This window comes from Paenibacillus sp. PvR133, from assembly GCF_017833155.1.
Lineage (GTDB): Bacteria > Bacillota > Bacilli > Paenibacillales > Paenibacillaceae > Paenibacillus > Paenibacillus polymyxa_B.
Genome location: NZ_JAFIBS010000001.1, coordinates 2,411,200 through 2,429,691 on the forward strand (window position 1 = coordinate 2,411,200; position 18,492 = coordinate 2,429,691).

The window sequence follows — 18,492 nt, forward strand, 5'->3', positions numbered from 1 at the left end:
ATAAATCGGTTGAAAATGTTGATTTTACCAATGGACAAGGATTTGTACAATAGAGTTGTAACGCTTACATTTCCAAGGAGGTTGCGGCGAAATGAAGAGACTTCAGGTGATTGGCAAGCAAATCAGGACCCCGAGATCCAAAAGGAGGCCGTGTTGATGAAATTTAAGGGAATATTGGCGGCATTTTTGTTTTTAACCACAGCGTCTGTGTTGTTTGGGACGCATACGGCAGAGGCCCATGAACTATCCAATGACAAGCTGACGATTCAGACAGGTGAGCACGGTGAAATTTCATCCATACGTATCAAGGGAGATGCTTTCCCGACAGAGTACGTGATGAACGCAACGGTTACACCTGAGCAGAACACCGCAGATCATCAGTGGCTAGGAGAGCTGATGTTCACGTACCGCTTGGATGGAGGCAGCTGGACGAAGGCATGGACGAACAAGTCGGCAGACGCACGTAAGATCACAACCAGTGGTAACCGTGTCACTGTCACGTACGAGAACTCTACTAACGCAGAAGGCATACGCAATTTTAAAGTCATTGAAACGTATTCGGCAGAGTCGAATGGTTCGGTGCTGTGGAATATACAGGTGCAGAATACAAGTGGAAAAAAATTGGAGATTGGCGATTTCGGTTTGCCTCTGCCTTTTAATGAGCAGTGGACCAACGGTGATGCGATCTACGAAACAAGAGTGGTGACGCATTCCTTTGTCGGCAATAACAGTTCCTATATTACAGCTGGGCGTCCCAGCGGCATTGGTTCTTCCCTGCTGCTGATTCCTGATTCCACAACAGGTGCGGGTTTTGAATATCAGGATCACTGGCGGGATGAGGAGCATCCGGGCAGCAAATGGGCCTGGAACCCGGCCAACGAAGGCAAATGGCTGGAAGGACTCAATGTATTTTATATTCATTCCAATGTCATCAAGTCCACGAATCGGGGGTATTTGCCCAATACAAGCCTGATCCTGAATCCTGGTCAAAGCAAAAACTATGGCTTCAAGTTTCTGGCGGTGAAGGACGAGCATGATGTAAAAGATACGTTGTACCAAGAAAACTTGGTGGATACAACAGTCGTACCCGGCATGATCGTGCCTACGAATCAAAAAGCGAAGGTGGACCTGCGCTCCAAGCAGGCGATCAGCAAAGTAACCTATCCAGACGGAACCGTTATTCCGCAGACAGATAGCAAGGCCGGAGGACATTACATTTATGAACTGAAATTTACTAAGCTGGGCCCGAACTTCATAACGGTAGAATACGGCAACGGCAACAAAACGGTGTTACAGTTCTATGCCATCGAGCCGATTGATCAGGCGTTGCAACGGCATGCTACATTTATGGTCGACAAAACCCAATGGAATGTACCGGGTGATCTGCGCGACAAGGTATTTGACGATTGGATGATGCATACCAAATCCAAACGCAACATTTTTAACGGCTATTGGGGTTGGGGAGACGATTGGGGTCTGACCCACGGACAGTTCCTGGCTGAGAAAAACACACTGTCTCCAGTCGCCAAAGAGGTGCGGGCAGTAGACGATTATTTGGAGACGGCGATCTGGACAAATCTGATGAACGGACATCATGAGGATTATTTAATTCATGATTTCTTGATGCCAGAGCCTAACGATACACCGACCTATCGAGGGTATGCGTATCCGCACGTATACAACACGTATTTCAGCATGTACAAGATTGCCAAGGAATACCCGGATCTTGTCACTTACAAGCATCCAAAGGAAACCTATTTGCTGCGGGGGTATAACATTTTCAAAGCATTGTATGAAGGGCCAGTCGCGTACAACTGGGAAACAGGTTTGATGGGCGAACTGACCACACCGGATATTATTCAGGCACTTCATGATGAAGGCTATGATGATGAAGCGAATGATCTCAAGGAAAAAATGGATCGTAAATATAACAATTTTAAAAATACAAAGTATCCTTACGGTTCTGAATATAGCTATGACAATACAGGGGAAGAGGCTGTATATACGTTAGCCAAGCAGAATATAGATACAGAGGGCGAGCAAAGTAAAGCCCTGGAAATGATGAGTAAAATTAATGCCAAAACCCGTGCGGCACGCGGTCACATGCCCGTATGGTACTACTACACCGATCCGGTGACGATTACCGGGGAGAACTGGTTTAACTTCCAGTACACGACTTCGCTTGCTGGATATGCGATGGATGACTGGATTCGCCATCATGAGGACAATCACCGTGAGGAACAACAGCGGTTGTCCTATGCAGCTAAAATTGCCAATGTTGGAGCGATTAACTCCGGGCAAATCAGCTCCGACCCTGAAAACATCGGGGCGGTCGCATGGACGTATCAAGCGGAAAAAGGCAATAACGGCACGAACGGCACTGGCGGCGGTAAAAATGTTCCGCTCTTTAACGGCTGGCGCGGCATGAGCGGTGAGGCTGATCTCGGATTGTTCGGTGCGCTCAAAACATTAAGTGCTGATATTGCGATTGATCCTATTTTTGGATTGACGGGCTACGGTGCAGAGGTGAGCAAAAGCGGCAACGTGTATACGATCAAGCCACTGGACGGCCTGTTCAAGCGGGTCAATCTGATCACGGAAAAACTGTATATCGAGCTGGAAAAGGACCAATATACAGAAGCCAAGTTGGCAACATCCAAGGATTATGTATGGTTCCAACTGAAAAATCAAACGCCGGGCCAAGCCCATTCCACGTACGTTACATTTGACGGTTTGAAGAAAGGAACGTATCTGGTTAAAGTAGGCGGTCAATCGCAAGGAAAGTTTAATGCGTATGCGACCACCAACAAACTTAAATTGGAGATTGGTACAGCATCCTCCTATACGATAGAGCTGACACCGACCACACCTGATCCGAACAAAGCACCTATCGTGGATGCTGGCAAAGATTCGAAGGTAAAGCTGCCGGATCAGATCATTCTGAAAGGCACGGCTACGGATGATGGACTTCCACAAGGTAAGGTGACGAGCGAGTGGAGTCTGGTCGAAGGACCACAGGACGCGAAGGTCACATTCAGTAACAAAACATCGCTGCGCACGAAGGTGGACGTTTCCGAGCCAGGAACGTATGTGTTCAAGCTGACAGCCAGCGATTCTCAGTTGTCAGCGGAGGCCAAAGTAACGGTGGTAGCTGAACCGGCGGCTCCGTTACTTGAACAGCTTGCAGTTTACAAGTTTGATGAAACAAGCGGTTCTGTAGTTGCGGATTCATCGGACAGTGGCAATGATGCTGCCGTGAAGGGAACGGCTGCATGGGCTGCGGGTAAAACAGGCAATGCTGTCAGCCTGAACGGCAAGGACAGCTATGTGCAGCTTCCGGCGGGTATTGTCAGTCGGACACAGCAATTGACTGTATCCGGCTGGGTCAAAGCGAACAGCCTGAGCGATTATGTGCGGATTTTTGACTTTGGCTCCGGGACGAATGAATATATGTTCCTGACGCCTAAAGCAGGAAATACCATGCTGTTTGCCATTACCAACCAAGGCAACGGGCAGGGACAGGAGCAGACGATTGAAGGCCCTGTACTGCCAACAGGCGTATGGAAGCATGTTGCGGTCACGCTTTCGGGTTCCACAGGTATTTTATACGTGGATGGAAAAGAAGTGGGACGCAATACCAACCTGACCTTGAATCCTACCAGTCTGGGTCAGACCAAAAATAATTTCATCGGCAAATCTCAGTACCCTGATCCGTACTTCAATGGTCTGGTGGATGAATTCCGTATCTACAGCCGTGCTTTGAATGCAACCGAGGTGGCAGGACTGGCCTCTGGTACAGCACAGAATCTGGCGGCAACTGAGAAAATCACCGCGTTAAAAGAAGTAAACGTGACGACTCGTGCGGGTGAAAAACCCGAACTGCCAAGCGTCGTGGAAGCTACGTATGGAGAAGGCTTCACCAAATGGGTGGCTGTGGAATGGGAGGATATAGACCCTGCACAATATGCTGCTCCAGGTTCGTTTGAGTTGAAGGGTAAAGTAGAAGGGACAGAGTTAAAGGCAATTGCGAAGGTAACTGTGATTGAGGCAGGGACTGCGGCTCCATCGGTAACACCGGTTAGCCCGGAAACTTCAGTAACCCCGTCAACTACGACATCCCCGGTAACATCTGCCTTACCGCCTCGGCCTGTCAGCTCCGCTAAATCAGCGGGGGTATCCTGAATGGGAGGCAACAACGCATAGTCATGACTAACCTTTCCCATCGTCACTTTCCTCCTAATAAAGGGGAGAGTGGCGGTGGGTATCCTTGCATTTGAGGTGCAAATCCGCGAACAAAAAGGTGAATGGGGGAAAAAGTATGAGCAAGATTACATTTCTGGGTGCAGGCAGTACGGTATTTGCTAAAAATGTGCTTGGCGATTGTATGTTGACGCCTGCTTTGCAGGGCTTTGAACTGGCGTTGTTCGATATTGACCCTGTAAGGCTAAAAGATTCAGAAAATATTTTATCCAATTTAAAAAAAACAACAGGGAGTACCTGTGTGATTCGCTCCTACACTGACAGCAAGGAAGCACTGCGTGGGGCGACCTATGTGGTAAACGCCATCCAGGTAGGCGGCTATGATCCGTGTACAATTACGGATTTTGAAATTCCTAAAAAATACGGCCTGCGCCAAACGATTGCCGATACGGTTGGTATTGGCGGTATTTTCCGCAATTTACGTACGATTCCGGTGATGCTCGATTTTGCGGCAGATGTGTGCGAGGTGTGCCCGGATGCATGGTTTCTCAACTACACGAATCCGATGGCAGTGCTAACGAATGTGATGAACGTTTATGGCGGTGTCCGTACGGTAGGGCTGTGTCATAGCGTGCAGGCGTGTATACCGGAGCTGTTTAAAAGCCTCGGGCTGGAGCAGGAAGGTGTAAAGGCAAAAATCGCAGGCATCAATCATATGGCGTGGCTGCTCGAAGTGAGCAAGGACGGTGTGGATTTGTATCCTGAGATTAAAAAACGAGCCGCCGCTAAGCAACAGGAAAAGCATCATGATATGGTGCGCTTTGAAATGATGCTAAAATTCGGCTATTACATTACGGAATCGTCCGAGCATAATGCGGAGTATCATCCGTATTTTATCAAACGGGCATACCCTGAGCTGATCGAGCGCTTCAATATTCCTTTGGATGAATACCCGCGTCGCTGTGTGAGCCAGATTGCACGATGGGAAACGATGCGTGAAGAGCTTTTGGGTAATCAGGATCTGCGTCATGAACGGTCAAACGAGTATGCCTCTTATATATTTGAGGCGATTGAAACGGATCAGCCTTTTGCCATTGGCGGCAATGTGATGAACACAGGCTTAATTACCAATCTGCCGAAGGAAGCCTGTGTGGAGGTACCTTGTCTGGTGAATCGTAACGGGGTTACGCCAACCTTTGTCGGGGAATTGCCACCCCAATGCGCTGCGCTGAACCGGACGAATATTAATACCCAGCTGTTAACGATTGAAGCTGCAATCACCGGGAAAAAGGAGCACATTTATCATGCTGCTATGTTGGACCCGCACACGTCCGCAGAGCTGTCCATGGATGATATCGTTTCTCTGTGTGATGACCTAATTGCAGCCCACGGGACATGGCTCCCAGCCTATGTGTAAGGGAGGCAGATGAATGGGAGGCCGTGGTCGTCAAAAGTTCGCCGGGATTCCTACAATCCGTGGGAAATTCATTGTACTGACGCTGGTACTCACCGTCATTCCGATGGTGGTGCTGACCTTTACCTTTTACCGGATCGCGGCCCATTCCCTTGGTGAGAAGTCGGAAGCGCTGGCTATGCAGTCCCGGCAAATGAGTGAAAATTACGTCAATGCGACGCTCTCCGACTTGAATGATCTGACCAATGCCATTCTCAGCAATCCTGATGTGCAGTCTACGCTGGAGACCAAGCCGGAAGATGATTATGAATATTTACGGAACGATGAAACACTCAGTATGGTTGTCCGTACGCAAACCCAGACCAAGCCGTATATCACGTCCTCTCTCATATATGCCGCCAATGGCGGGCTCAAGCATTCTCTCTATCAGGGGAATGTTTCGGTCCGTTTTGGCGGCCTTCCTACATTAGAGGAAGCACGTGTGTACTATCGCCGCCTACTCGCCGAACGGCCCATGATGTGGATGGCACATTCGCCGTTTGAATCAGGACGCGGGATGGCGGAGGATCGCATCTATGTGGGGAAACTGCTCCGAAAAACGACTGGAGATTATGCACCACTCGGATTTTTGCTGCTGGAAATCGACAAGGCCAGTCTGTTTCGGGGGCTTGCTTTTCATGAAACAGATGGCAATACCCAGATGTGGGTGCTGGATCAGGAGGGCGAGCCTGTATACCGATTGCCGGAGCAGGGTGTCGCGGATCAAGCGCTATTGCGGCAGATTGCCAAATCGGCTGTGGATAGGCCTGTGCTTACGAAGGACTGGAGAACATGGAACGGCCGCCAGACGATGATCTCTTACGGCCCGTTAAATGAAGGACAATGGACGCTGCTGCAAAAAGTTGATCAGTCCGTGCTGTTCGAGGATGCGCGGAAAATCGGCGCCTGGACCATCTGGACTTTTTTGATTGCATTGATGCTGGGCTGGATGCTGTCTTATCGGCTGAGTGACACGATTCGTCGCCCCCTGCTTCAATTGAGCCGATTAATGGCGGTCGATGGGAGTGTGAGCGCTACAGGCTCAGCCCAAGCTTTCGAAGCTCCTACTTCCGTTGTTTTTAATCCTAAGGATGAGGTAGGGCAGATCGGGGAGCGTTTTCTTCATATGATGCAAAAAAATCATGAACTGTACGGTCAGGTCTACGAAGCATTGCTGTCGCGTAAGCAAGCGGAGTTCCGCGCGCTTCAGGCGCAGATTAATCCGCATTTTTTGTACAACACGCTAGAATCACTGAAGGGAATGGCATTGGCGAATGGGCAACGCGATATGGCAGAGGTAATCGGTGCCTTCGGTAAATGCTTTCGCATTTCGCTAAGTTATGGCCGAGAGCAAATCAGTTTGGGACAGGAAGTCGAGCATGTAAGCGCCTATGTGAAGGTGCAGCAGTTCAGGTTTAGGAATTCGTTCGAGTGGATTTGCGAGGTAGAGGAGGATATTTGCGGATTTTATGTACCCAAACTAATCCTCCAGCCGCTCGTCGAAAATGCTATTTATCACGGCTTAAAAGGGCGCACCGACCGTGGCTATATCATGTTATCCGGTACAAGGGAAGGGGATATGTTGCGTTTGACGGTCAGTGATGATGGGGGCGGTATTGGAGTCGAGCGTCTGAACGATATCCGGAAGTCGCTGGATGCGGAACGGGGGAGTGCTATTGGCTTTGGGCTGCGCAATGTGCATGAACGTCTTCGGCATTATGGTCCGCAATATGGACTGTCCGTGACAAGCGAGCCGGGTCAGTACACCTCGGTTACCTTACTGGCACCCATTCGAACCGAATAAGAAAGGGGAGATGGCATGTACCGGCTGCTGATTGTGGACGACGAATATCATATTCGGGAAGGACTGAAGCTGATGGTGGCGGAAAGTGGCCTGTCAGTGGAAGTCAGTGATGTGGCGGAGGACGGCACAACGGCATTACGTTTGTATACGGAGCAGCGACCGGACATGATTTTACTGGATATTAATTTACCGGATATGAGTGGACTGGACGTAGCAAAAACCATTCGGGAAAAGGATCAGCGGACCCCGTTATTATTTCTAACAGGGTACGAATCTATGACATATATTCGTCAGGCAGTTTCGCTTCAAGCGGTCGATTATTTGCTCAAGCCGGTGACCAGCGGGGATTTGGAAGCGGCTTTGAGCCGGGCTGAGGATCGCATTGCGCAATGGCGAAGAAGCGAGGAGGAAGCCATTCACCGCCATCGTTCATTGGAGCCATTGTACAGGGAGCATCTACTGCTGGATTTGCTCCAGCAGCGGCGTCCTGCAGCCGAGGTCATTCGGGAGATGGACGGGCTGGGATTTTTCGGCGAGACGAGTGGACCACCTTATACCGTACTGTGCTGCGAGCTGGAGGAGTCGTCGCAGCAGGAGGCAACCGCCACTAGCAAGCCACACGGTTCCATGCATAAAAGCAGCCATGTATTCGCCGGACTGACGGGGGAGGCTGCGGCAGCAGCCGGGGCGAAGGCGCATGGTGCGGCGGTTTCCCGCGATCGGCGTGTTGTGCTGCTGGCGGCAGCATCTTGCAGGGCGGCGGAACGGACGGCACAGCAGATTCGGCAGGCCGTGCAGGAACGATTGAGCCAGGGCGTGTCCATCGGGATTAGCCGTCCCGTACAACGGATGGAGCAACTTCCCGAAGCGTATGAGGAAGCTGTGCAAGCGGCAGAGCATCGGGGGTGGGTGGGCTATAGCCAGATCATCCCCTATGAGAGTATTCAGGCGGCCGAGCCGAACAGCAGTCAATTACTGGAGAAGGAACTGCTAATGATTACGGAAATTCGAGCAGGCAATGATGCTGCCGTACATGCGATTTTACAGGAATGGTCAGGACAGTTGGCAGGGTTGCCCGTCAAGCAGGTGAAAATGATTGTCACTCAGCTCGTGCTGTTCGTCATGCGGATCGTTCAGAGTGATGCATCTGTAGGACAAACGTCCATGCAGGAGCAGGACCCGTTGTTGGAGCTGTCCCGATTACGGCATGGACCCGAGATGATTGATTATGTATCGCGCTATTTTGTCCGAGTGGGTCGTCATGTCCGAGAATCACGTGAGAAGGGGATTCCACGCAAATTCCAACGGGCCAAGGAATGGATTCGAGAGCATCTTCAGGAGGATGGTGGGCTGAACCGTCTTGCAGAGTACATGAATATGAGCCCCAAATATTTGAGTGCCCGTTTCAAGCAAGTTACAGGTGAAAGCTTCGCCGACTACCAGACGCGTGTTCGCTTTGAGCGAGCCCGAGAACTGCTGCTGGACGCGAATCGCAAGGTGGCGGAGGTAGCGGAGGTTGTGGGATTCACAGATACCAACTATTTTAGCATTGCCTTTAAAAAGCATACCGGACTGACCCCGACGGAGTTTCGTAAAACATTTTTGTAAACGCGCTGTTAAAAAAATCATACCAAAACAAAGAGAGTCTGGAGTCGTTGGGTGGTCGGCTCTGGGCTCTCGGCGCATAATAGGCTTGTAAGGAGAAACCAGTTCAGGAAGGGGCCGGTTGATTTGCTGAAACGAAGGTTACGGACATGGATGGCTCTCGTGATGACGGCGATGTTGACAGGACTGACGGCTTGCAGTGGTAACGCTGGCGAACCGGCTAATCCCAATGCGGTCGAACTCAAGTTCATGTACTGGGGAAGCAATGACGAGAAGCAGGCGATGGAAAAAATGATTCAAAGCTTTAATGCTTCCCACCCGAACATCCGGGTGAAGGGCGAGCATGTCCCTGGTGACTACACGACGAAAATTAACACGTTAATGGCTGCCAATCAGCTTCCTGATATCGCCTACCTGGGCGATTCCCTCACGATGAAATGGGCAAGTGAAGGCAGACTCCTGGATTTATCCTCTTATTATGACGAATATCCCGAATTAAAAAACAAGCTCAAATCCTCCTATCTCTACAGCGAACCCGGCAAGTCTATCGGAAATTACACCGCATTGGAAGTGATGCAGTTATTTTACAACAAGGAGTTGTTTACAGAAGCAGGGGTACCCGTTCCTCCGGCTGATCCTCAAAAAGCGTGGACATGGGATGAATTTCTGGAAATTGCCAAAAAGCTGACCAAGGATCAGAGCGGCAAGCATCCGGGAGACAGTGGATTTGATCCGAAAAATATTGTGCAATACGGCTTTGCCTTTGGCAATGACCGCAGCTCCTGGGGGCCGCTTTTAGCGAGCAACGGTGGAGGTTTGACTGACAAAACGGGCAAGAAGTACACCCTGAACAGTCCTGAGTCGGTGGAGGTTTTTCAGAAGTTGCAGGATCTGGTTTTCAAGGAGCATGTTTCTCCTGATTTGATCCAGCAGCAGGACATGCCGTCCAATACGATTCGGCTTCAGACAAGAAAGGTCGCAATGGTTGTGGACGGGACATGGTCCCTGCTCGATTTTTCGAACAACAAGCAGCTGCAATGGAGTATCGGCGTTCTGCCGAAGCTAAAAGAGCCCAAAACGATGATTGTTGCGGGAGCCACGGTCATTTTCCAGAGCACCAAGCACCCGAAGGAAGCGCTCGAATTTTATTTGTACCATAACAATCCCGAAAAGGTGGATCTGTTCAAGTCTGGTCTTTGGATGCCTATCGAGGAAAAATATTATACCGATGAGCAGGCCATCCAGTCATGGACAAATAATGCCGCACATCCACCGGAATTTCAAAAGGCTGGCATTGAGTATGCCAGAGATTATGCGATCAAGCCGTCAACTTCGACCCTTCGCAACTGGCCTGATATCGGTTCCAAGCTGACCCCAGGGCTGGATCTGATTTGGACGAACAAGAAGACGCCGCAGCAGGCGCTGGATGAACTGGAGCCCATCATTCAGCCATTGCTTCAAGGAGTATACCCGGATGAATAATGCGGCGGGACAGCTGCGAAAGGAGAACAGCCCATGAAGCGACCAAAATCAGGAATGATGCGCATGGAGCGAAACTGGGGTCTGCTATTCGCGCTTCCTGCCATCTTCGGATTAATGATATTTACAATTGGACCGATTGCGGCCTCGTTCGTATTCAGCTTAACCGATTGGACGATTGGCGGACAGATGACCTTTATCGGATTGGACAATTACCGAACCATTTTGACCGAGGATGCTACCTTTTCCCAATCCATGTTCGTGACCACATATTATGCACTGGGTAGCGTACCTCTAGGCTTGGCGGCAGCTTTTATCATTGCGCTGTTATTAAATCAAAAGGTGAAGGGTTTGTCGGTGTTCCGTACGATTTATTATTTACCTACCATTGTACCGAGTATTGCCAACACGATGCTGTGGCTGTGGATGTTCAACCCGGATTTTGGTCTGTTAAATTCGCTGCTGGAGAGCGTTGGACTGCCGGGGAGCAAATGGATTTATGACGAGAGCACTGCAATACCCTCGCTGATCATGATGAGCACCTGGGGGATCGGGAACACGGTCATTATCTTTTTGGCGGGACTTCAGTCGGTTCCCACCCATCTGTATGAAGCAGCTGAGGTAGACGGCGGCAATAGGTGGCACAAATTTTTTCACATTACCATTCCTTCGATGACACCAACTATTTTCTTCAATCTGGTCATGTCTTTAATCAGCACCTTTCAGGCATTCAATCAGGCGTATGTTATGACCAACGGAGGGCCTAACAATTCAACCCTGTTCTATGTGTTCTACTTGTGGCGTACGGCCTTTACGGAGACTAAAATCGGCTACGCCTCAGCGCTGGCCTGGATCTTATTTTTCGTCATCATGGTCCTAACGGTTCTGATTTTCTCCACATCCAAAAAGTGGGTCCACTATGAAGGAGGGGAACGTTCATGAATCAGGTCACTTCTTCTGTCAATCCTTCAGAAACACCGCAACATCCGCTTCCACAGCCTGAACGCTCCCGAAGTCCTGCTACCGCCACCCGTTCCAAACCATTCCCAATCAGCCGTATTGTACTGTATGTCGTTTTAATTATAGGTAGTGTTTTAATGCTGTTGCCATTTGTATGGCTCATTCGTAGCTCTCTGATGGGGACATCCCAAATTTTCGTGTTCCCGCCAGAGTGGATACCCTCTCCTTTTCAATGGAGCAATTACCCGGAAGCGCTGACTTCAGTACCGTTCGGCAGGTATTTTATGAATACGTTCATCATTGAGGTATGTGTGCTGGCAGGAGTGATGTTGACCTCGATTGTATCGGCGTTTACTTTTGCCCGCCTACGCTGGCCTGGACGTAATCTGATCTTTTCTCTGCTGATCGGGTCGATGATGCTGCCTTACGCGGTGACGCTAATTCCCACTTTCGTGATGTGGCGTGAGCTGGGCGGTCTGAATACATTTCTGCCGCTGATTGTTCCTGCATGGTTCGGTGGAGGGGCGTTTAACATCTTTTTGATGCGACAATTCATGCTGACGATTCCACGCGATTTGGACGAAGCGGCTTATATGGACGGAGGTACGCCTCTGACTGTACTATGGCGCGTCATTATTCCTTTATCTTCGCCTGCATTAATCGTGATCGGAATATTTACATTTATTGATGTGTGGAACGATTTTTTGGGCCCGATTATTTACTTAAGTGACGAAAAGCATTTTACGCTAGCGCTGGGGCTGGCGACTTTCCGGGGATTGAACAATACCAACTGGCCTTACCTGATGGCGGCTTCCAGCACGATTTTGGCTCCCATCGTCCTGATATTTTTTATCGGACAGCGCTATTTTATCGAAGGCATCACATTGACAGGGATAAAAGGCTAAAAGGAAGCTGAGACGCGCTGGTGTGCTTGAAAAAGAGACGGAGAATTGGGTGCAGGACTTACGGGAAAGCGGCAGCGAGAAGAGCATACATGTGTTCAAAAGCAAGTGGAGAGTATGTTCTAAGGCATATGCCCTGAAAAGAGATGTGGAATAAGGAGGCGTACGAGTGAAAGAGGAAGAGAGTCAAAAGACAAAACCGTTACAGGGTGTTCCTGGCAGACTGGCCCGGTTACGCTCGGAATTCCCGGCTCTAGGGATAGATGCACTGCTTATTACACATGGGCCTAATCGAAGATATATGACCGGATTTACAGGCTCCGCTGGAATTGCACTTGTTACGCAGGAAGAGGCTTTTTTAGTGACGGATTTCCGCTATATGATGCAGGCAACAGATCAGGCAGTGGAATATTCAGTGATTCGGCATGAGGCGCAAATCTTCCAAACCGTGGCCGATCTCACAAGTAAATTGGGTGTCCACAGACTGGGTTTGGAGAGCGGGCATGTTTCACTTCAACAGTCGGGACAGCTACAAGCCGCGCTGGGCTCGTTGGAGTACGTACAAACGGAGGATGTCATTGAACGGCTGCGCGATGTGAAAGACGAAGAAGAGATTCGCACCATTAGCGAAGCTGCGCGTATTACCGATGCCGCCTTCACGGAGGTGCTGAATTGTATTCAGCCTGGGGTTACAGAGCGGCGGATTGCGGCAGAGCTGGAATATCAGCTTCGGCTCGCAGGCGCGGAATCAGGCGGTTTTGCGTTCATTGTCGCTTCAGGTGAGCGTTCGGCGCTGCCGCACGGACTGGCCAGTGACAAGGAAATTGGTCAGAACGAGTTCGTCACAATGGATTTTGGCGCAAATGTGCGTGGTTATCTATCCGATATCACGCGTACCGTATTCGTAGGCCAGCCTTCAGAACGACATGAGAAATTGTATGCCATTGTGCTGGAAGCAAATATGAAGACGATTGCAGGACTTCGTCCCGGCTTAAGCGGTCGGGAGGGAGACAGTCTGGGGCGGGATGTGATTGCTTCTTACGGCTATAGGGAGCAGTTCGGTCACGGGCTGGGCCACGGTTTTGGTCTGGAAATTCACGAGCAGGTACGGCTGTCCCGCGAAAGCAAGTCGGTGCTCGTACCGGGTCACGTCATTACCGTGGAACCGGGAATTTATATCCCAGGCTTCGGCGGGGTTCGCATTGAGGACGATGTGCTGATCACAGATGACGGTGTCAAGGTACTGACCTCTTCGCCTAAGGAACTGCTTTTATTATAAAACGCAGTGGCGTTATAGGTAACTGTCCATAGTTTGCAAGTCATTCAAAAATGAGATGGAGGGATCGAATGAACACGCATAAAAGGCACACCAAAATATGGCTGACTGCGCTGGCGGCTTCTCTCATTGTGGCTTTGACACCAGCTATTCCGGGTCAACAGGCTTATGCCGAGGCGGAGTCGGATGTAAAAGTCATCGACATCTTTAGTCGGACGGTGAACGATTATGGTATAGATCTGGTTGATTGGCAAGGATATCTGGCGAACCCGTATGTGAAGCTAAAAGTGAAGCCGCCAGCGGATGCCGCTTTTCCGTTAACGGTTACGTTAAATGCGCAGGGCACGTCCCGGCTGATGATGGATTTGCCTAGTACGTTGTCGGCGCAAGGTGCAAGCAAAACGCTGACTTTTGCCAATGCACAGGAGGAAAAAGATTTTCGGCTAGCCATCCATCCTGACCGGATTGGAGGAAACGGTGAAATAGAGAACTATACGCTGTCTATGTCCGTTGCCGGAAATGATGGTCACACGACCACTCAGTCCATTCCAATTCGCGTGTTGGATCAGGACGATAATGAAGAGCCCACAGTCCCTCTCCATTTTGATTACCGCTTCGATACGATCAAGCCTTATTTCAATGATGCGGCTACCAAAAAAGCCGCAGAACTGGCGGTAAAGGACTGGTTCTATTTCTTTGATCTGGCTCCTTTCGATGAGGTTCCTGCCAACGCGGAGGTAAACCATCTGCCAGGAGACGATTGGCAAAATGAAATACAGGTGACAAATGACAAACCCTACAAAGGCATGTGGGTGTTTATGAGAGGGCTGAACGGGCCTTATTCTACGGGCTTTCCAGCCACGAACGGCAATTATCATACACGTAACGGTGTGACCGTCCCGGGGAACCTGAACCGTTCCTATAGTTTGATTCTGGATTTCTATGATGATGCGATTCCATTCACATCCGTAGATGATGAAGAATGGTATCAATCCGATCTGTCCAAGGTGACGGATGTGCATGGGCTGATCATGCATGAATTCGGTCATGCCATTGTGTTCAGCGACACATTCCCGGGTGTCAAAGCGTTGAAGGAAGCGGCGGGCAATGACCCGGATATTATGGCTTATCAGCACAGACCGACTGCATTGGACGACAGCTATCATCTCTCCGGAGAGCTTGCAGAAGTCGACCGATTGAGCGGTCAAAATGGAGGCTGGCGCCATCTGTTCCCGACCCGGCGCTGGATGAACACGAAGCTTTCGCTGCTGGTAGCAGAAAAAGCAGGCTGGCCGCTGCGTAAGGACCTGACTCCTTTCCTCGCGCCAGAAATCATGACGAAGGAATTGCCAGCACCCGTCAAAGGTAAAGCGTACACGGCCAAGCTGGAGGCCAAGGGAGGCGTTCCGTTTTACGATTGGACGGTGACAGGCGGTCAACTGCCCGCAGGGTTCACACTGGACCGCTTTACAGGAATGATTAGCGGAACAGCAGGCAGCGGAGCAGGCAACAAGACGTATACGTTCACCGTACAGTTGCGGGATTATGATGAGCTGAGCAAGCCTGTGAAACAAAGCTTTACGCTCAAGCTGTAAAGAATACCTCACAAACAGATTAAAACGGTCGAAGGGAGGGAAGCGAATGAAACATGATGCCGCGGATCTGGTCATTGTAGGCGGCGGAATCATCGGTACAGCCATCGCTTATTATGCGGCTAAGTCCGGTATGAAGGTCGTGCTGGCTGAGCGAGGGGAGATTGCTGGAGGCACTTCGTCCCGTTGTGATGGGAATATATTGGCAATCGATAAAGAGCCCGGGTTTGACAGTCGAATGTCGTTGGTATCGCAGGAGCTGGTGGCAGAGCTGGCTAGGGAACTGGACGATGAGTTTGAGTATCGTGCGCCTGGCAGTATTCTGGTCTGTGAAAACGATCAGGAGATGCAAGCGGCTGAGCAGTGGGTAGCCCGCCAGCAGCAGGAAGGACTTCCGTTTCGCATGCTGGATCATCAGGATTTGCGAGAGGAATGGCCGCATTTAGCCAAAGATTTGCCGGGCGGGCTGGAATGTGCGACAGATTCCACTGTGAATCCGGTATTGATGACGTATGCACTGGCCGAGGCCGCGCGTCGGATGGGGGCCAAGTTATTACCGCGTATGCCGATACAGTCCATCCTTCAGGACGAAAGGGGGAACGTTCGCGGGGTGGAGACGCCTACTGGCGTTATCCATGCAGGTGCAGTGGTATTGGCGGCAGGTGTGTGGACACGCAGCATCGGTCATTCACTCGGCTTGGACCTTCCGATCATGCCGCGCAAAGGACATATACTGGTGTCTGCTCGGATGCCTTCCATTGGGAACCGCAAGGTAATGGAGTTCGGCTATCTGATGAGCAAGTTTGGCGGTCAGCGGAGTGTGGATGAGCTTTATGAAAAATACGGTGTAGCGCTGGTGTTCGAGCCAACCGCATCCCAAAACATTCTGATCGGCAGCAGCCGTCAGTTTGTCGGTATGGACACACGTGTCGATCAGCAAGTGATTCGCTTAATCGCCCGCAGAGCCATTCGTTTTTTTCCTGCTTTAGCCAATGCCCCGCTGATGCGGGCGTATACCGGCTTGCGTCCATGGACACCTGATCATTTGCCAATTGTATCAGCGGTGGACGAAGTACCGGGGTTGTTTATCGCTTCTGGCCATGAGGGGGATGGCATTAGTCTTGCGGCGGTTACGGGTAAGCTGGTGACCGAAATGGTACGCGGTGAATCCACTTGTATTCCGGTGGAGCCGCTGCGATATGACCGATTTGGGGAGGCTTTTACCAGCCACGAGGTTCACGGGGAGGTAACCGGATGAGTGTACCGGGCAGAATTACTACCATTGATACCCATACGGGAGGCAATCCGACGCGGACGGTCATTCACGGTGCGCCTAAGCTGGTAGGTCGTACGATGCTGGAAAAAATGACTTATATGGCAGCACATCATGATGATTTTCGCCGTCTGCTGATGTTCGAGCCGCGAGGGCATGAGGTGATGTCGGGCTGCATTTTAACAGAACCTTGTCATCCAGATGCAGATATGGGTGTGGTCTTTATAGAGACTGGCGGCTATTTACCGATGTGCGGTCACGATACGATTGGAGTATGTACGGCGCTGATGGAAGGCGGGCTGATTGCTGCGGATAAAAAATCGATATTACTGGACACTCCGGCAGGCCCGGTTCAAGTGCGGCTGGAGGTGGATGCGGGCAAGGTGCGACAAGTAACGTTCACAAACATCCCTTCTTTTGTGTACCGCCGTGAGGTTGAGGTCCAGGTAGAGGATATCGGTCAAGTCACGTTGGATATTGCGTATGGAGGCAACTTTTACGGCATTGTAGAGGCGGCTTCCATCGGTCTTGCACTGGAGCAGAGCAATGGGGCAAGAATTGTACGAACAGCAGTGCAGATTCGGGAGGCAGTGAATGCTGTTGTTAAGGTAGTACATCCTGAAAATCCGGTTATTCAAGGATTGACGCATATTGAATTCTACGGGGAGCCTGTGGCTCCACAGGCCGATTGCCGCAATGTCGTCGTCATCCCACCGGGAGGTATCGATCGTTCTCCTTGTGGCACAGGAACCTCGGCCAAGGTAGCGGTGCTGCACGCCAAGGGAAAACTGGGCTTAAATGAGCCGTTTGTACATGAAAGTATCACAGGTTCCATGTTTCGGGCTGAAATCGTGGGCGAGACGCAGATAGGTCCTTATCCGGCAGTCATTCCACAAATTACAGGCTCGGCTTGGGTGACGGGACATCATCAATTTGTGTTGGACCCCGAGGACCCGCTTAAAGAAGGTTTTTTGCTGATGTGAGCATTTTACATCATTCCCGAATGCTGAATATGAAAATAAAGATGGGAAAGGGTTGGTGAGCATATGGCACGTTTTGAAGGTGTATATGTGGCCTTGGTTACACCGTTCACGGCAGAGCTGGAGGTAGACCATAAGCGTCTGACCGAGCTGTGCGAGCATCTGATTGCAAGCGGCATTAGCGGACTGGTTCCTACGGGATCGCTGGGAGAATATGCGGCTTTGTCCCCGGAGGAACGGTCGCAGGTTGTGCACACCGTAATTGACGCTGCGGCAGGGCGTGTCCCGGTTGTTGTCGGCTCGGCGGCTCCGTCCACCAAACAGGCGGTGCATTGGATTCAGCATGCGAAGGATGCCGGGGCAGCGGGTGTCATGGCACTGCCGCCCATTAATTACAATCCACTGCCTCACGAAGTAACGGCCCATTATGAAGCATTGTCAGAGGTGGGCTTGCCGATCATTGCGTATAACAACCCTCATGATTACAAGGTTGACTTGACTCCAGATATTCTTGCGGACTTGTCGCGAGTTGAAAATATCGTAGCAGTCAAGGAATTTTCCGGTGATGTACGGCGTATTCACGCTATTTTGGACCAGACAGAGCTGGAGGTCATGGTCGGAGTAGATAATCTGGCGATGGAGGGGGCATTATTCGGCGCGACAGGCTGGATTTCGGGGGTACCTAATGCGCTGCCCAAGGAAGGGGTAGAGCTGTTCCGACTTGCGCAGGCGGGAAATATGGCGGAAGCGTCCGCGTTGTATCGCAGGCTGCTGCCGCTGTTCCACTATGATGCCAGCCCGCAATTGGTACAGTCCATCAAATATATGATGGAGCTGGCTGGATTTCCGGTCGGTCCGACACGTCCGCCCAGACTTGCGCTGCCGCAGGCGGATTATGACCGCATTCGCGAAGCATTTGAGGTGGCGGTTCGTCCAAGCGAAGTTTCATCCTGAATGGAGGTGAAGAC

General features: G+C 50.7%; 12 protein-coding genes. All 12 read left to right on the forward strand.

What is annotated here, in order from left to right; genetic code table 11:
* The first annotated feature begins 156 nt into the window (after positions 1 to 156).
* The 12 genes from JOE49_RS10745 (at position 157) to JOE49_RS10800 (ending at position 18,478) form a co-directional block, all read left to right on the forward strand.
* The gene (locus tag JOE49_RS10745) at positions 157 to 4,182 is read left to right on the forward strand and encodes a DUF5695 domain-containing protein (RefSeq protein ID WP_209941055.1); all 4,026 of its coding nucleotides are present in this window, start codon (positions 157 to 159) and stop codon (positions 4,180 to 4,182) included.
* Positions 4,183 to 4,318: 136 nt separating this feature from the next.
* Positions 4,319 to 5,617 (forward strand): alpha-glucosidase/alpha-galactosidase, encoded by a 1,299-nt coding sequence (melA, locus tag JOE49_RS10750; RefSeq protein WP_209941056.1) that lies wholly within the window; start codon positions 4,319 to 4,321, stop codon positions 5,615 to 5,617.
* Between the two features lie 13 nt (positions 5,618 to 5,630).
* Positions 5,631 to 7,457 carry a cache domain-containing sensor histidine kinase gene (locus tag JOE49_RS10755; RefSeq protein WP_025722017.1) on the forward strand — a complete coding sequence of 609 codons (1,827 nt, stop codon included), beginning with the start codon at positions 5,631 to 5,633 and terminating at the stop codon, positions 7,455 to 7,457.
* Between the two features lie 15 nt (positions 7,458 to 7,472).
* Positions 7,473 to 9,065 (forward strand): response regulator, encoded by a 1,593-nt coding sequence (locus tag JOE49_RS10760; protein ID WP_209941057.1) that lies wholly within the window; start codon positions 7,473 to 7,475, stop codon positions 9,063 to 9,065.
* 123 nt (positions 9,066 to 9,188) lie between these two features.
* Positions 9,189 to 10,544 (forward strand): ABC transporter substrate-binding protein, encoded by a 1,356-nt coding sequence (locus JOE49_RS10765; RefSeq protein WP_235322371.1) that lies wholly within the window; start codon positions 9,189 to 9,191, stop codon positions 10,542 to 10,544.
* A 33-nt stretch (positions 10,545 to 10,577) separates the two neighbouring features.
* Entirely contained in the window at positions 10,578 to 11,483 is a 906-nt protein-coding gene (locus tag JOE49_RS10770; protein ID WP_209941058.1) for a carbohydrate ABC transporter permease, read from the forward strand.
* Positions 11,480 to 12,406 (forward strand): carbohydrate ABC transporter permease, encoded by a 927-nt coding sequence (locus JOE49_RS10775; protein WP_209941059.1) that lies wholly within the window; start codon positions 11,480 to 11,482, stop codon positions 12,404 to 12,406. Before JOE49_RS10770 ends, JOE49_RS10775 begins: the two co-directional genes overlap by 4 nt.
* A gap of 166 nt (positions 12,407 to 12,572) precedes the next feature.
* Complete coding sequence (locus JOE49_RS10780) at positions 12,573 to 13,682, forward strand: M24 family metallopeptidase (RefSeq protein ID WP_209941060.1); 1,110 nt, start codon at positions 12,573 to 12,575, stop codon at positions 13,680 to 13,682.
* 68 nt (positions 13,683 to 13,750) lie between these two features.
* Positions 13,751 to 15,274, forward strand: a complete 1,524-nt coding sequence (locus JOE49_RS10785) for an Ig domain-containing protein (RefSeq protein ID WP_209941061.1) — start codon at positions 13,751 to 13,753, stop codon at positions 15,272 to 15,274.
* A gap of 46 nt (positions 15,275 to 15,320) precedes the next feature.
* Positions 15,321 to 16,529, forward strand: a complete 1,209-nt coding sequence (locus JOE49_RS10790; protein WP_209941062.1) for an NAD(P)/FAD-dependent oxidoreductase — start codon at positions 15,321 to 15,323, stop codon at positions 16,527 to 16,529.
* Entirely contained in the window at positions 16,526 to 17,527 is a 1,002-nt protein-coding gene (locus JOE49_RS10795) for a proline racemase family protein (RefSeq protein WP_209941063.1), read from the forward strand. The genes JOE49_RS10790 and JOE49_RS10795 overlap by 4 nt, the downstream gene beginning before the upstream one ends.
* 63 nt (positions 17,528 to 17,590) lie before the next feature.
* On the forward strand, positions 17,591 to 18,478 hold the full coding sequence (locus JOE49_RS10800; RefSeq protein ID WP_209941064.1) for a dihydrodipicolinate synthase family protein: 888 nt from the start codon (positions 17,591 to 17,593) through the stop codon (positions 18,476 to 18,478).
* Positions 18,479 to 18,492: the final 14 nt, after the last annotated feature.

Coding starts and splice junctions, on each gene's coding strand:
- JOE49_RS10745 (WP_209941055.1), top strand. CDS start 157: ATGAAATTTAAGGGAATATTGGCGGCATTTTTGTTTTTAACCACAGCG.
- melA (WP_209941056.1), top strand. CDS start 4,319: ATGAGCAAGATTACATTTCTGGGTGCAGGCAGTACGGTATTTGCTAAA.
- JOE49_RS10755 (WP_025722017.1), top strand. CDS start 5,631: ATGGGAGGCCGTGGTCGTCAAAAGTTCGCCGGGATTCCTACAATCCGT.
- JOE49_RS10760 (WP_209941057.1), top strand. CDS start 7,473: ATGTACCGGCTGCTGATTGTGGACGACGAATATCATATTCGGGAAGGA.
- JOE49_RS10770 (WP_209941058.1), top strand. CDS start 10,578: ATGAAGCGACCAAAATCAGGAATGATGCGCATGGAGCGAAACTGGGGT.
- JOE49_RS10775 (WP_209941059.1), top strand. CDS start 11,480: ATGAATCAGGTCACTTCTTCTGTCAATCCTTCAGAAACACCGCAACAT.
- JOE49_RS10785 (WP_209941061.1), top strand. CDS start 13,751: ATGAACACGCATAAAAGGCACACCAAAATATGGCTGACTGCGCTGGCG.
- JOE49_RS10790 (WP_209941062.1), top strand. CDS start 15,321: ATGAAACATGATGCCGCGGATCTGGTCATTGTAGGCGGCGGAATCATC.
- JOE49_RS10795 (WP_209941063.1), top strand. CDS start 16,526: ATGAGTGTACCGGGCAGAATTACTACCATTGATACCCATACGGGAGGC.
- JOE49_RS10800 (WP_209941064.1), top strand. CDS start 17,591: ATGGCACGTTTTGAAGGTGTATATGTGGCCTTGGTTACACCGTTCACG.